The following is a 14067-nucleotide window of genomic DNA, read 5'->3' as shown; positions in this document are numbered from 1 at the left end:
CCTCGAATAGCATACCTGTATGCTCAAGCCTTTGTGCTAAGATGCGCCACCAGCATACAAATGGGCTAAACTCAGTTGAGCGAACGTGATACACAGTTCCACCAATTATGAGCACTTCCCCATTGGTTTCGCTAAGCGTAGATCCCCTACCATGAATAATTGAAAAGGCTTTAAAGCATGAGCAAGTTGACCTCAGCGGAGCGTAAAGCTCGCGACAATGAACGTTTCTCACAACGTGTAAACGACCGCAGAGAAAAAGGCGAAGACGTAGTTGCTTACGCACTGACCAACAAAAAAGCTGTAAAATTCCTGACTAAGTCAGAGAAAAAACGTTTCAACGAAACAAGAGCAACTCTTCAAGAAGAGAAGCGAGTAAAAGAACAAGAAGAGCTTAACCGAATCGAAGACGCGTTCACGACTAAACAGTTCGACGACGAATAATCACGTTTGATTACTCAAAAGCGCTGCTCTGCTTAGAAAACCTAAGTAAGCGTGATCTTTAATTATTATGTCTGGGTGAGCACGAAAGTGTGCGACAATGCTCGGCGTAAATTCATATTCAAGGTTTATTATGAAACTTCTAGTTCGTAACCTATCGCGCTCTACTGCAGAGCAAGACATCCGTGTTCTATTTTCTGAGTTCGGCTCAGTAAAAGAGTGCAGCCTAGTTTTAGACCAAGAAACTGGCGAATCTAAAGGCTTTGCTTTTGTTGAAATGCCAGAGCACGAAGAAGCTAAAGCGGCACTAAACAAGCTGAACTTGTCAAAGCTTGGCAAAAACACGATTCGTGTAAAAGTAGCGAACTCTTAATCGAGCCACGCTTCATAAGCCACGTGGCTTAGCTTAATGCAGCACAGATGATAAAGCCCGTAACGATATGACGTTTTCCAGCGCAATATCGTTACGGGCTTTTTGCTGCTCGCGATTCTCTTATCACAACACGATCGATTTACTTAAAGCTCGCGCTTATAACCCTTCATGTTCATCAATCGCACGCCTTGCTTCTGCCATTGAACATCCAGATTCCATCACCAGCTGAGCGACCGTCATCGAGGGCGTAGCGGCTAACAACGATGCTAAACACACCACAGGTTTAGGCAGTACTTTGTCTATCGCAATGGCGATCCAACCGTCTTTTTCGTGAGTGAGCAGGGTTTTAAATTCAATCAGTTGATGTTCTTGAGCGACCAATAACCAATTGCGCGAACGACGAACTCGTTTCAACTGACATCCACATTCTGCAGCATGCGCCATCACTTGGCTTTTATCACTCACACGATGTACAAAACTATTCAGTGGGACGCTAAACATAACTCTCTGCTAACCAATCTATTCCTACCATTCAAGAGATCGCTACCTATCTCTCAGTACTTTCTAACTGTTACTCAATAAAACCGTACGTAGGATTACACAGACATAAAAAAACCGCCAGTGATGCACTAAGCAGCCTCGCGGTTTTTCGATGTTAACGTGTGTTGTTTACGCTTTAGTTTCTACCACAATTTCAGTCTTGACCGAGTTCGCGATAAAGCAGTTTTTGTGCGCCAAATGATGCAGTTTGTCGAGTTGTTTGGCTGTTGGTATCTTAGATCCGGAGAACACAATATCAGGTCGCAGAGTCACCTTAGTGACAGACGAGCGGCCTGATTCATCTTCTTCCAGCACACCAATCGCATCATCTACATAAGATTCAATTACGTACTTCTGTTTAGCTGCGATGCCCAAAAAGGTCAGCATGTGACAGCTAGAAAGTGCCGCAATAAAGGCTTCTTCTGGGTCAACATTCGCTTCTACCGAAAACGGCAGTGGCACAACATGAGGTGACGACGAGGCAGGCACAGTGACACCACCATCGAACTCCCATGTGTGGCCGCGGCTGTATTGATTGTCGCTAAAGGCTTCATCTTTCGCTTTTTGCCAACGAATGACCGCACCATATTCAGACATAAACACTTCCTTTTTAATACCTAATAAATTAACGATCAGCGGGGTGATTGACACCATCGTTGGTGACCACTTCACCAATATCAAAAGGATTCACCCCTTCCAAGCAACCGATATTAAAACCATATTCATTTGGGCTTGAGCGGCGTTGGTGATGGGTATAGATGCCGCAGTTTGAGCAGAAGTAATGCTTCGCGGTGTTGGTGTTGAATTGATAAAGCTTAAGATGCTCAGCGCCTTTCAAAACCTTAATACCATCCAACGCCACAGAACCTACAATAGCCCCTCTACGACGGCAGATAGAACAGTCACAACGGCGTGGCTTTTCTATTCCGTTAGGTAGGCTGAGTTCTAACTCAACTGCACCACAATGGCAGGTTGCCTTGTGAAAAGGTTTGATAACCGTGTTACCGACGACTTTCATTGTTCTCTCCAATCACGTCCTTGTAGTCAAACTATCTTAACGAGAGCGATTTACGTTGTCCGTAACCAAGCTTTGAATTTAGCGCTTTTAGAACAATCTACTTATCCATAAAATCTTCAATAGTTCTCAGTTTAACAACGACATCGCCCTACATTAATAATCGTTAATCTAAGCACAACCGATCCTTAATCCTTATGCAAGTAAGCTCTACCTATCAATAAAAATAGAGAGAGAAAAAACGTGAACATACTTGGATACTTACAAAAAATTGGTAAGGCACTGATGGTGCCGATCGCCGTACTGCCTGCCGGTGGTTTGATGCTAGGGTTGGGTTATGCCCTCGACCCATCAGGTTGGGGAGCTAACAGTGCTTTAGCAACCATACTGGTATACGGTGGTAAGGGCATTATGGATAACCAAGCGTGGTTATTCGCGGTTGGTGTCGCTTATGGTTTAGCGAAAGACAATAACGGCGCTGCTGCTCTATCTGGCCTATTAGGTCTGCTCATAGTGGAAATGATCGCGGGTAACGTGAATGTTATCTCACAAATCACTGGTGTTCCTGTTGACCAAATGGGCGCATCTGAACTTATCGCTTCCAATGCAGCGGTGAGTGCGTTCACCGGTATCATGATAGGTATTGTCGCCGCCACTCTATATAACCGATTCCACACCATAAAACTGCCTGCGGCTCTCGGATTTTTTGGTGGTAAGCGTTTCGTTCCAATCATCACTTCTCTGGCCGCGATTAGTATCAGCTTAGTCATGGTTTATGTATGGCCTGTCGTCTACGGAGCACTGGTTGAGTTCGGCATCTCTATTTCTGAAATGGGTGCGACAGGCGCTGGCCTCTATGGTTTCTTTAATCGCTTACTTATTCCTGTTGGCTTGCACCACGCACTCAACCAAGTTTTCCTATTCGATTTAGTGGGCATCAATGACATTTCTAAATTCTGGTCGGGCACCGGTGAACTCGGTGTAACAGGTATTTATCAAGGTGGCTTCTTCCCTGTTATGGGTTATGGCTTACCAGCGGCATGTTTAGCGATGTACCACTGTGCTAAACCAGAAAACAAAAAGAAAGTCGGCGGTATTCTAGGTGCTTCCGCATTAACCGCTATCTTAACCGGCGTAACAGAACCGATTGAGTTTGCCTTCATGTTTGTAGCACCTGTGCTTTATGTTATTCATGCACTTCTTGCCGCTATGTCGCTATACATTGCCGCCAGCATGCAGTGGATCGCTGGCTTTACCTTCAGTGGTGGCTTGATTGACTTCGTGTTGTCTTACAATCTTCCGCTCGCAGTAAAACCTTACATGTTGATACTTCAAGGTCTGTTCTTTGCGACGATTTACTACTCAATATTCCGCTTCGCCATCCTAAAGTTCGATTTAAAAACACCGGGACGTGAAGATGTAGACGTAGCAGAAGTAAACCAAGCTTCATCGAATGAGAAAGCGGCGCAATACTTAAAAGCGCTAGGGGGGCATGCCAACCTAACCAGTATTGATTCATGCATCACAAGACTGCGTTTAACACTTAAAGACATCAGTATTGTTGATGAAGCGACACTGAAAGCGATTGGCGCAATGGGCGTGGTAAAGATTGGGGCTAACAACCTTCAGGTTATTATTGGCACAGAGGCAGAGGAGATCGCTCATGCGATGAGTCAAATCCCTAAAAGCCAAGATCTAACATCGGTCCCACTTCCAAGTTAAACCCAGCGTCACTAAAACACAGCACACGTTGCGATTCACATTACAGCACTCAGGCCAAAGCGATTCGCTTTGGCTTTTTTGCACGCGCAGCGTAAAGAGATTATGGGAGAGAAAAAGACGGGCTCTTGACGATGGGCATGCATAGGACGAACAACCGCTTTAAGACTTTGATTAATCCTAATTCAAAGACCAATTCAGAGTGAGGACGTGCCCCACCTAGGCAGTAATGTGTGCTTACACGGTTGCTCACTTAAACGATAGATCCACTTTATGTTACAGACGCAATATTCAGTTGGTAATAAGCAACAATCTTGATATGTTAGGCGGGTAAATTCGTGCTCGCACGATATTAAAATTTTAGAAAAGGGGTTCAATTTGAAATTTTCGTTAATAAGTCTTTTAGTTACAGGTGCGGCATTATCTTCGAGTAGTTACGGCTATGAGCTAGATAAACAAAAGGAAGCTCTTAATTTAATAGTCACTACGGCGAAAGAACTTTGTGAAAATGTCCCGTTATCAGGAGGGACAGAAGGCGTACAACTTACCAGTGAAGCAAAAGCTAAGGTGAGTGGCATAGTGAAAAAATTAGCTGATTTAGGATTAAAAGGGGCGGTAAAATATGAGAGCAACGAATATGACGGTGTGCTTCAAGAGGATTTGGCTGCAATTGTAAACAAGTCGGCTAATTGTAAAATGGATGTCTGGAGAGATCTCCAAGATAAGCTAGTATTACCTCCTGAGTCAGCTAGTTCGACGAAAAATAGTGAAGCTCTTATTAAAGATCAGAATCCTACAGACATAGAAATTCAATCTATCGAACTTAAAGAATACTGGGGAATTGATGAACCATATGTGGTTGCCGTTGTTAAAAATGACTCCACAGTGTCGGCTAAAAATGTAACTGCTACTTTTTGGAAAGGAACAGACCAAGAAATCATTTCAAAAGATAATATTCATAAGCAATATCACATAAGTAACTTGATCATTCGATCTGGCGCTGAGCATGATTTTCCAATAGCACCATTGTCTAAATATGTACAAGAAATTAGCGAAAGTTCATCACCAGAAGATTTGGTGGACTTTACTGTTTCAAATGAAGACAAGCTCCCTTTTGCTTTGCAAGAGAAATTGTGCGGCAAGCTAGAAAATCAAAGTTGTAGATTTGATTCGTTCACAAAAGGAACATTTGTCCAGTTTAAGTACGACACCATATTTGATGATCGTGTTACGAAAACTACAAGCTTTTCCAATACATTTTTAAATGGAGATGTACGGGTATACTAATTTTTCTAACAAATAAAGAATAAGATGTTGCGCAGCCAACACTACATTCCGAGTGTTGAACAAGCCCGACGCCACTTTATTAAGTCAATTGTACGGTTGGATTTGAAGGACACATTACTTTGGTCTTTAGCGGCGCAATTAACTACCACATAAGTATGGCAACATCTGGGAAGGGGAAGTTACATGTCATGCATTATACGCCTAGACAATCAAGCCCACATCGGCATGGGCTTGTGTTTATTTGTCGTTTGAGACTAAGTGAAGAGGGAAGATCAAAAGACTTAAAATTAGAGCATAAAGCATTGGCAACAGAGCTACACTAAGCCCCATTAAGGTTCCTTCTACATCAAAATAGCCATTTGAAAACGTTAGTATTACTCCTAGAACCAGTCCCAAAAAACCGGTAAAAATAGATGTTAACATCACGTATTTGAAACAGTGTTGCTGTTTCTTTGTTACTAAGAAAACCAGAATACATGGGACAAACACTAAGGACAGACTTGTAAAATCAAAGTAGTTAATCAAATCTTGACCATTGATCAGTGCACGCAATACAACAAGTGATGTTATAGCTATGTAGAGACTTAAAAATGCACGTTTCATTATCGTTACCACCAATATCCATACATTATGCTATTTGGGTCTCTCGGCAATGATAACATTGACTCGCGATCTTCCATGTAACGCCTTTTAAAATTATTGCGCTTAGCCCCAACAGGAGCAAGATTGGCTATTGCCTCTACTAACTTGTTTAGTTGAGGGTTTGATAAAGGAGTACCTCGTTCAAGTGCTTCATGAAGTTCTGGAACAAGTAGTTTGTACCACTCATTTGCTTTCTGTTTGCCAGATATCTGCCCGTAAATCTGCTCTACAGCACTAGATATAAGTGACGCCGACATATACGGCTCCTCTGTTAGTAACTTTTGTGCATTATACTGTTTGCCACTTAGTAAGTAATTGTTCATATTGGCTATTTTTGTAGGCAGAATGACTTTTATTCCTTAATCCGGCTTATAAGGATTAAGGTGTTGTTCTGCCTAAAAACGTCCACTAAGGTTAACGTTCAAAATAGAGGCGCGCTCTTAACCCTGGGATATTGTCTCTTAAGATAAGGTGAGCGTGGTGACGCTTTACTACGGCATCAACCAAAGACAAGCCAAGGCCGTTGCCAAATTCCGTTCTACTTTTATCAGCACGGAACATAGGCCGACATACATTCATCTTATCTTTGTCTGATATCCCGATACCGTTGTCTGCCACCGTGACACCAAAGTAATCAACCACCACTTCAATTTCGCCCTTTTCCGGTGTGTATTTCACTGCATTTTCAACCAAGTTGAAGACAGCCCTAAACAGTAGACTTTTATCCCCCAATACTTCGCACTCTTGGTCTAGCCGACAAACCAAACTCTGTTGCTTCATTTCAGCAATAGGGCTGATAAATTCAATCGCATCTTGAGCTATTTTTCCTAGGTCTACGCGCTCTGTGGCGATCAAGGTTTGCCCGCTATTTAGCTTGGTGATCTCTAACATGCTATTGAATAGGGATAGAATGAGTTCCAACTCATCATGACAAGCAGAGAATTGATTTTGATGTTCGTCGGTCAATGTAGAATCCGATAATACCTCTTCTAAGCGTAACTTTAGCCGAGCCATAGGAGTGCGCATATCGTGAGCCATTCCCACCGTTAACGACTTCAATGACTCTTCATTTTTAGCCATTTGCTCAATCATGAAGTTGAGGTGAATAGCCAAAATATCAAATTCATCATCTTGTTTAGAAACAGGGATTTTTACGCTTTTTTCACCACACAGCACTCGATTCATCGCTTGGTTGACTCTTTCTAAACGCTTTAAGATCAGAACCGTAAAAAACAGAGCCGCGATCAGCATAACTGCAATAGGCAGCACGATGCCCGAAAATACAATCGGGATCAGAGTTTTTCGATACTCTTCTACCGCCTGTCTATCAATACCAATCACCAAGCGATGCGTATCTCCAATGCTAATGTTGGCGGTTTCAGACATAAGAGAAACAACAGGATAAGACGTGGTTAGTAAAGGGCTTGTTCGCTCAGAAAGGCGATAGTAAAAATTGGTGTCAGACGTTTGCTTTACCGCAAGTAACCTTTCAACATCCTCTTTACTTTGATTGGCTGCATAGCTGAATTCGGATGATTCATCTTGCAGTTGTCGAACGAGCTGCGCCCGATGGAACGCATCTGAGTCTTTGTATACCTGCCTAATCACGATGACATTAATCACTGTCACCAGCACAAACAAACCGACTAGAGTCTTAAATACAGAGGAGCGAGTAAGGGAGTAATCATCGACGAAGGACATAACCTGCCCCTCTCACTGTATGAAGCAAATCAGGGCAACCTGCTTCTTCAAGCTTCCTTCTTAAATTGGCGACATGAACATCAATGACATTGGTTTTTGGGTCAAAGTGGTAGCTCCAAATAGCCTCAAACAAGCGCATTCTTGAAACAACTTGCTCACTGTGCTCAACGAAATACTGAATCAGTTGAAATTCTTTAGGCTGAAGCTGAAGTTCTTGATTCATGCACATCACACGGTGTGCTCGTAAATCTATTTTTAGGCAATCGTACGCGAGGCCGTTATCGCTAGAACTTTGACGTTTAGTTCGATTGATAATGATATCAACCCTTGCGACAAGCTCAGCCAGAGCAAAAGGCTTGATCAGATAATCATCACTTCCTGCTTGAAGGCCATTCACGCGCTCTTCCACGCTGTCCATAGCACTCAAAATTAATACCGGTAAATTTTCTTCTGTCGCTTTGATTGCTGAGAGAACTTTCATTCCATCCAAATACGGTAACATGCGATCAAGAATCACCAGTTGATACTCGGAGCTTAACGCCATCATTAAGCCTTTTTTGCCATCTTCTGCTTGGTCGACCGCATAACCATGTTCTTCAAGACCTTTGGCCACAAATTCTCTTGTGGTGGTGTCATCTTCGATAATTAGTATTTTCACTACTTCCCCCTTTATCGGAGATAAATATTATCGTAAACCAAACACTTATCGCCAAAAAAAAGAAAGGCTCGCGTGACTAATGCGAGCCAGATGCAACTTAGGGGGTAAACTGCAATTCGGTAATAAAGTTTATTTGATCAATAAAGCTTCAAAGGCACTATAGATCTATCGTCATTGAGGTTTCATTTTCAATAGATTAACAATAATTAATCTCTGCCTGATTTCTCGACCAAGTCATTAAAATTCTCAAACAGAAAATCCAAAAACAGCCGAATACGTTTCGGCTGATATTTCTTGCTGATATACACCACATTCAAGTCGGCGCTCGATACTGAAGTCGAGGTGTTGAAGTTCTTCATGTAGCCATTAAGTAGCGTCACAAGGCGTTGGTTATTGATGTCATCTTGCACATCGAGTACCGACTTCAACGCAATCCCCTCGCCTTGTAACGCCCAATAACGAATCACTTCGCCATCGTCCGAAAAGCGCTTCGGCACAACCGTCACAGCCTTCTTCATATCATGATCTTGAAAGTGCCATGTCTTAAGTTCTTCATTGCTGCGCAGCATCGCCAGACAAGCATGATCAACCAAATCTTGAGGCTTGATTGGCGTCCCGTGTTTGGCGAGATATTCTGGGGACGCACACAATACACGACGACTCGGAGATAAACGTCTGGATATCAAACTGCTGTCCACCAACTCGCCGTAACGGATCACGATGTCCATGCCTGATTCGGCGATATTCGATAGTTTATCGTTCAAATATAGGTAGGGGATAACGTCGGGGTACTGCTGACAAAACTCCGTCAAAATAGGAAGAATGTACTGTTTGCCGATGTCTTTTGGCGCAGCAATCTTTAGTGAGCCTTTAACTTCTTTGACGCCATTTTGAATCAGGTTTTCAGCCTCACTGACATTATCTAATATCTCAAGACACGCCTTGTAGTACAGCTCCCCAGAATCGGTCAACGAAACATGTCGAGTGCTTCGATTCAATAACTTCACACCATATCGTTCTTCAAGCGCCTGCAGCCTTGCCGTCATGGTCGCTGGTGATAAACCCAGTTCGCGCCCAGCGGCCGCTAAACCATGATGCTTCACAATACTGACGAACATCGCCATGTCTGAAAACTTATCCATTCTTTCGCCTTTCGCCTTTTGCTCTTTTGTCTTACTGATCGCTCGTCTTACCACTCAACCTTATCGCCGCCCTCATTATTCATAAAAACCGAATAATGAATTTGTATTTTAACCAATTATCAAATTTAGTCGAATAAATATAATGACAACCATCAGCAGAACACGCAGGAATTCAAAACATGAAAAACGAACTTACAAACCAAGAAAAGCACACTTTCGTCATCATTGGTGGCACATCAGGTATCGGCAAAGCATTAGCAATGCAATTGAGAAACGAAGACAACACAGTACACATTGCCAGCCGACACACTGGCGTTGATATCAGCAATGAGAAATCGGTTTGTGAATACTTCGAATCGATCGGTGCATTTGATCACTTGGTGATAACCGCGGGGTCATACGCTCCCGCAGGAAAAGTGACAGACGTTGCTATCGCAGACGCAAAAGCAGCATTTGATACCAAGTTTTGGGGAAGCTTAAACGTAGCCAAGCACGCCGCACGTTACATGACTCCAAACGGCTCAATCACGCTAACCACGGGCATGCTGTCACGCAAAGTGGTTGCTGGTACTTACGTAAAAACCGCGATTAATGCCGCGCTAGAAAGTGTAACTAAGGTGCTTGCCAAAGAGCTATCACCGATTCGAGTCAACGCGGTCAGCCCCGGCCTTACGATGACCGAGGCTTACAAAAACATGGACGATTCAGCTCGCTCAACCATGTACGACAACGCGAAAAACAGCCTACCGGCAGGCAAAGTCGGAGAGGCTGGAGATATCGCAATGGGCTATCTATTCGCGATTAACAACCCATACGTAACGGGGTCAATCATCGACATCGATGGCGGTGCTCTACTCGGCTAAAACACCTCGCAAAGAAGCAAAGAAGCAAAGAAGCAAAGAAGCAAAGAACAATCGTTAGGGCGTGTATGTAAACGTCCTAACAAACAAGAATTAACACAGGTACTTCACTATGAAATCAGAAGCGATCCATAAAGAAACTATCCATAAAGAAAAGATGCCATTCCAAGTTTGGATACTGACACTCGCGGCTTTTGCGATTGGCACCGCTGAGTTTGTTATCGCAGGCATTCTTCCACAAATTGCCATATCCCTTTCGATCACCGAAGGTCAAGCGGGCTGCTTAATCAGTGCGTATGCGCTAGCTATCGTTATCGGCGGGCCAATCTTAACCATCTACCTTGCTCGCTTTAACAAGAAGATGGTGCTGATTGGGTTAATGGCACTGTTCATCATCGGTAACGTATTGTCGGCCTTAGCGCCAAGCTACCCATTATTGCTGGCAAGCCGTATTATCGCAGGCTTGGTACAAGGTCCTTTCTATGGTATCGGCGCTGTAGTAGCGACCAATCTAGTGTCTGAAAAAATGGCAGGTCGCGCCGTTGGTCAAATGTTCGCAGGCTTAACGCTCGCTAATGTTCTTGGGGTTCCAGCTGGTACTTGGGTTAGCTTGCAATTCGGTTGGCACACTACCTTCTTTACCGTGGCAGCACTTGGCGCGATTGCGATGATTTCAATCTTAACGTCAATAAAATCTTCAGGTCACAGCGAAGCGAAAGACATCAAAACTCAGCTGCTGGCATTCAAAAATCCAATGCTTCTCATCAGCTTGGCGATCACCGCTTTTGCTTGGTCTGGCTTCATGACGCTTTACGGCTACCTTGCGCCTATCGCCATGCACATCACAGGTTACGGTCAAGAATCAGTAACTTGGATCTTAGTGATTGTTGGTGTCGGCTTAATCATCGGTAACACCTTGGGCGGACGCTCTTCTGACAAAGATTTAGGCAAAGCATCGATGTTTTGGGCTATCGCGATGATCGTTTCATTAGTAGTGGTAGGCCTTGTTGTAGACAACAAAATCCTATTCGTTGCCGCTGCATTTGTTTTTGGTATTGCATCATTTGCGAACGTTCCTGCTATGCAGCTTCGAGTAATGAATCACGGTGGCGAAGGCCAAGAACTAGCAGCAACCGCGAACATCTCAGCCTTTAACTTAGCCAATGCTTTCGGTGGTTTCCTTGGCGGCATGGTACTCGACAGCCAACTAGGCGCAGGAATGATTCCATTCGCAGCCGTTGTTGTCCCAGTGATTGGTTTGTTGCTTATTGCAAAAGCCAACCGAGCTGAAAGGCCACAAAACGACTCTATCTTCAGCCCTGCGGAATCGAAATAGTGACCACCGCACGCTAAATCAATCAATACATGACCGATACAAGGTAAATACCATGAGCAAATTATTCGAAACAGCAGAACTCAAAGATCTAGAACTACAAAACCGTGTGGTTATGGCCCCCATGACACGCGCTCGTACAAGCCAACCTGGAAACGTGCCAAACAACATGATGGCAACCTATTACCAACAACGAGCAAGTGCAGGGCTCATCATCACCGAAGCAACGCAAATTTCGGATGACTCTCAAGGCTACTCATTCACACCCGGCGTTTATACAGATGCACAAATCGAAGGTTGGAAATCAGTAACCACAGCTGCAAAAGAACAAGGTGCCGCAATATTCTGCCAGTTATGGCATGTCGGTCGCGTGTCTCATCCTACTTTTCAAAAGGGCGAATTGCCGATTGCACCGTCAGCTTTGGCTCCAGTAGAAACTCAAGTTTGGATTTCTGATGAGAATGGAAACGGCAACATGGTGGATTGCATTCAACCAAGAGAAATGACACAAGCCGATATCGATCGTGTGGTTCAAGATTTTGCTAACTCAGCGAAGAAAGCGGTCGAGGCAGGGTTCAATGGCGTCGAGATCCACGGCGGCAATGGCTACCTTATCGATCAATTTTTAAGAACCAACTCAAACAAGCGCACCGACAACTATGGCGGCAGCCGCGCGAACCGACTTCGCTTTCTAATTGAAGTCGTGGATGCTGTGATTGAAGCGATTGGTGCCGATAAAGTGGGCGTGCGTTTAGCTCCGTTCATCACCTTCAAAGACATGAACTGCCCAGACATCGTGCCAACGATTCTAGAAGCTTCGAAGGCATTACAAGCGCGTGACATCGCTTATTTACACCTTTCAGAAGCCGATTGGGATGACGCACCTGTGATACCTGAAAGCTTCCGTGTCGAACTAAGAGAACTGTTTTCCAATACCATCATCGTCGCTGGCAGTTACACACCAAAACGCGCCGAAGAAGTATTAAGCAAAGGCTACGCTGACCTTGTCGCATTTGGTCGCCCATTCGTAGCTAACCCAGATCTCGTATCACGCCTACAAAACGGCAACGAACTATCCGATCTCGACGGCGCCACCCTATTCGGCGGCAACGAAAAAGGCTACACCGATTATCCAGCGTTGTAGTGGTAAAGCAATAAACAAACTTCAAGCCTGCAGAGTACTGCAGGCTTAATTGTCTAGAAACGTGACCGAGCCGATACCTTTTTACACTCGAAAACCCAATTGCACATTTTCACTTAAACCACTGTTATATTTGAACTTTACACAAAAATTAAATTATAGAAATATCAATAATAATTCCGGTTTAAACGGATAAATGAGGACTCTCCATTGTTCAATGTAGGACAGGTTTACAATCGACGTGCAGATATACACGGTCATTACAAAGGTCAGCAATATGGCGGTATCGCGACGCCGGCTGCTCACCCATATGTGTTTATCTTCACTAGCGATGCTGGTGAAGAATTTGGCTACTCTGATGGTTTTAGTGCAGACGGCACTTTCCGATATACAGGAGAAGGGCAAGAAGGTGATATGCAAATGGTTAAAGGAAACTTGGCCATCTTTGAGCACCAAAACAACCTCAAAGAGATTCTCTTATTCGAATCAGTCTCAACTGGCTTCGTAAGATTCGTCGGTGTTTGCAACTACATCTGTCATCACATCGAACAGCGCCCAGACAAGAACGATCAACTCCGTGATGCAATAGTTTTCCATTTAGATATCGTCCCTCAAAGTATCGGAAACATCATTCAATCTCCGAAAGTTTCATACCTTACTAAGCCGACTAAAAGTAAGTCTCTGAAGCAATTACGAGACATTGCGTTAGCTTCAACGCCACTTAAAGCTGACCCTAAAGAACAACTCACGCATGTGAAGTATCGCAGTGAAGCAATCAAGCTTTACGCAAAGAAACGAGCAAATGGGCTTTGTGAAGGTTGTGGTGTGCCCTCGCCTTTTGAGACCAAGTCAGGTCCTTACCTAGAAGTACATCACCTGACACGGTTAGCTGATGGTGGAGCTGATTGCCCTGAGAATGTAATTGCACTCTGTCCGACTTGCCATCGTAAAGCACATTACTCTGTGGAAGCTGCAGATTTCAATGCGAAACTCATCGAGAAAGCACTAAAAATTGAAGAGAATCTGTTGTAAATATTTTCGACAGGCAAAAGAAAGGCTCGCGTGACTAGTGCGAGCCTTATGCAGTTTAGGGGGTAAACCACAATCTGATATTAATTTGGGTAATTATTTAACTTATGAGCCAGTATGCACCTGTGCGCATTGATGTACTATTTTTATATGATTCATCGCGATAAATCAATCGATAAAAGTTAGAGT

16 protein-coding genes are annotated in these 14067 nt (G+C 43.8%); 8 read left to right on the top strand and 8 right to left on the bottom strand.

All coding sequences use genetic code 11. The features are described from left to right. Positions 1–177 precede the first annotated feature (177 nt). The gene (locus AB4407_RS13725) at positions 178–441 is read left to right on the top strand and encodes a DNA polymerase III subunit epsilon (protein ID WP_086051435.1); all 264 of its coding nucleotides are present in this window, start codon (positions 178–180) and stop codon (positions 439–441) included. 130 nt (positions 442–571) lie between these two features. Continuing rightward, a complete protein-coding gene (locus AB4407_RS13720) occupies positions 572–811 on the top strand; it encodes an RNA-binding protein (protein WP_004732698.1) in 240 nt (79 codons plus the stop codon). A 156-nt stretch (positions 812–967) separates the two neighbouring features. Here the strand turns inward: AB4407_RS13720 and AB4407_RS13715 are convergent, their stop codons facing one another. The 3 genes from AB4407_RS13715 to AB4407_RS13705 all read right to left on the bottom strand — a co-directional run bounded on the left by AB4407_RS13715 (position 968) and on the right by AB4407_RS13705 (position 2369). Next, entirely contained in the window at positions 968–1312 is a 345-nt protein-coding gene (locus tag AB4407_RS13715) for a ribosome recycling factor family protein (RefSeq protein ID WP_372120956.1), read from the bottom strand. Positions 1313–1480: 168 nt separating this feature from the next. Then, on the bottom strand, positions 1481–1948 hold the full coding sequence (locus AB4407_RS13710; RefSeq protein WP_372120955.1) for an OsmC family protein: 468 nt from the start codon (positions 1946–1948) through the stop codon (positions 1481–1483). 28 nt (positions 1949–1976) lie between these two features. Continuing rightward, entirely contained in the window at positions 1977–2369 is a 393-nt protein-coding gene (locus AB4407_RS13705; RefSeq protein WP_372120954.1) for a GFA family protein, read from the bottom strand. Positions 2370–2609: 240 nt separating this feature from the next. On the opposite strand from AB4407_RS13705, the gene nagE reads away from it, so the two are divergent. Together nagE and AB4407_RS13695 are read left to right on the top strand one after the other, a co-directional pair. Further along, a complete protein-coding gene (gene nagE, locus AB4407_RS13700) occupies positions 2610–4088 on the top strand; it encodes an N-acetylglucosamine-specific PTS transporter subunit IIBC (RefSeq protein WP_372120953.1) in 1479 nt (492 codons plus the stop codon). Positions 4089–4463: 375 nt separating this feature from the next. Then, a complete protein-coding gene (locus AB4407_RS13695; protein ID WP_372120952.1) occupies positions 4464–5372 on the top strand; it encodes a hypothetical protein in 909 nt (302 codons plus the stop codon). 237 nt (positions 5373–5609) lie between these two features. Here AB4407_RS13695 and AB4407_RS13690 read toward each other — a convergent pair whose 3' ends face one another. The 5 genes from AB4407_RS13690 to AB4407_RS13670 all read right to left on the bottom strand — a co-directional run bounded on the left by AB4407_RS13690 (position 5610) and on the right by AB4407_RS13670 (position 9515). Beyond that, positions 5610–5975, bottom strand: a complete 366-nt coding sequence (locus AB4407_RS13690; protein WP_372120951.1) for a hypothetical protein — start codon at positions 5973–5975, stop codon at positions 5610–5612. Positions 5976–5980: 5 nt separating this feature from the next. Further along, the gene (locus tag AB4407_RS13685) at positions 5981–6271 is read right to left on the bottom strand and encodes a hypothetical protein (protein WP_372120950.1); all 291 of its coding nucleotides are present in this window, start codon (positions 6269–6271) and stop codon (positions 5981–5983) included. A 157-nt stretch (positions 6272–6428) separates the two neighbouring features. Then, positions 6429–7715, bottom strand: a complete 1287-nt coding sequence (locus tag AB4407_RS13680; protein WP_372120949.1) for a sensor histidine kinase — start codon at positions 7713–7715, stop codon at positions 6429–6431. Next, the gene (locus tag AB4407_RS13675; RefSeq protein WP_372120948.1) at positions 7699–8373 is read right to left on the bottom strand and encodes a response regulator transcription factor; all 675 of its coding nucleotides are present in this window, start codon (positions 8371–8373) and stop codon (positions 7699–7701) included. The genes AB4407_RS13680 and AB4407_RS13675 overlap by 17 nt, the downstream gene beginning before the upstream one ends. Before the next feature lie 206 nt (positions 8374–8579). Further along, a complete protein-coding gene (locus tag AB4407_RS13670; RefSeq protein WP_372120947.1) occupies positions 8580–9515 on the bottom strand; it encodes a LysR family transcriptional regulator in 936 nt (311 codons plus the stop codon). 179 nt (positions 9516–9694) lie between these two features. Between AB4407_RS13670 and AB4407_RS13665 the strand changes: the two genes are divergently transcribed. The 4 genes from AB4407_RS13665 to AB4407_RS13650 all read left to right on the top strand — a co-directional run bounded on the left by AB4407_RS13665 (position 9695) and on the right by AB4407_RS13650 (position 13881). After that, complete coding sequence (locus AB4407_RS13665; RefSeq protein WP_372120946.1) at positions 9695–10378, top strand: SDR family oxidoreductase; 684 nt, start codon at positions 9695–9697, stop codon at positions 10376–10378. 124 nt (positions 10379–10502) lie between these two features. After that, positions 10503–11711, top strand: a complete 1209-nt coding sequence (locus AB4407_RS13660) for an MFS transporter (protein WP_372120982.1) — start codon at positions 10503–10505, stop codon at positions 11709–11711. 52 nt (positions 11712–11763) lie between these two features. Next, positions 11764–12852, top strand: a complete 1089-nt coding sequence (locus AB4407_RS13655; RefSeq protein ID WP_372120945.1) for an alkene reductase — start codon at positions 11764–11766, stop codon at positions 12850–12852. 207 nt (positions 12853–13059) lie between these two features. Continuing rightward, a complete protein-coding gene (locus AB4407_RS13650) occupies positions 13060–13881 on the top strand; it encodes an HNH endonuclease (RefSeq protein ID WP_372120944.1) in 822 nt (273 codons plus the stop codon). The last annotated feature ends 186 nt before the right edge of the window (positions 13882–14067 follow it).

This window comes from Vibrio sp. 10N.261.46.E11 (genome assembly GCF_041472735.1).
GTDB lineage: Bacteria > Pseudomonadota > Gammaproteobacteria > Enterobacterales > Vibrionaceae > Vibrio.
This window is presented reverse-complemented; position numbering and strand designations above follow the sequence as displayed.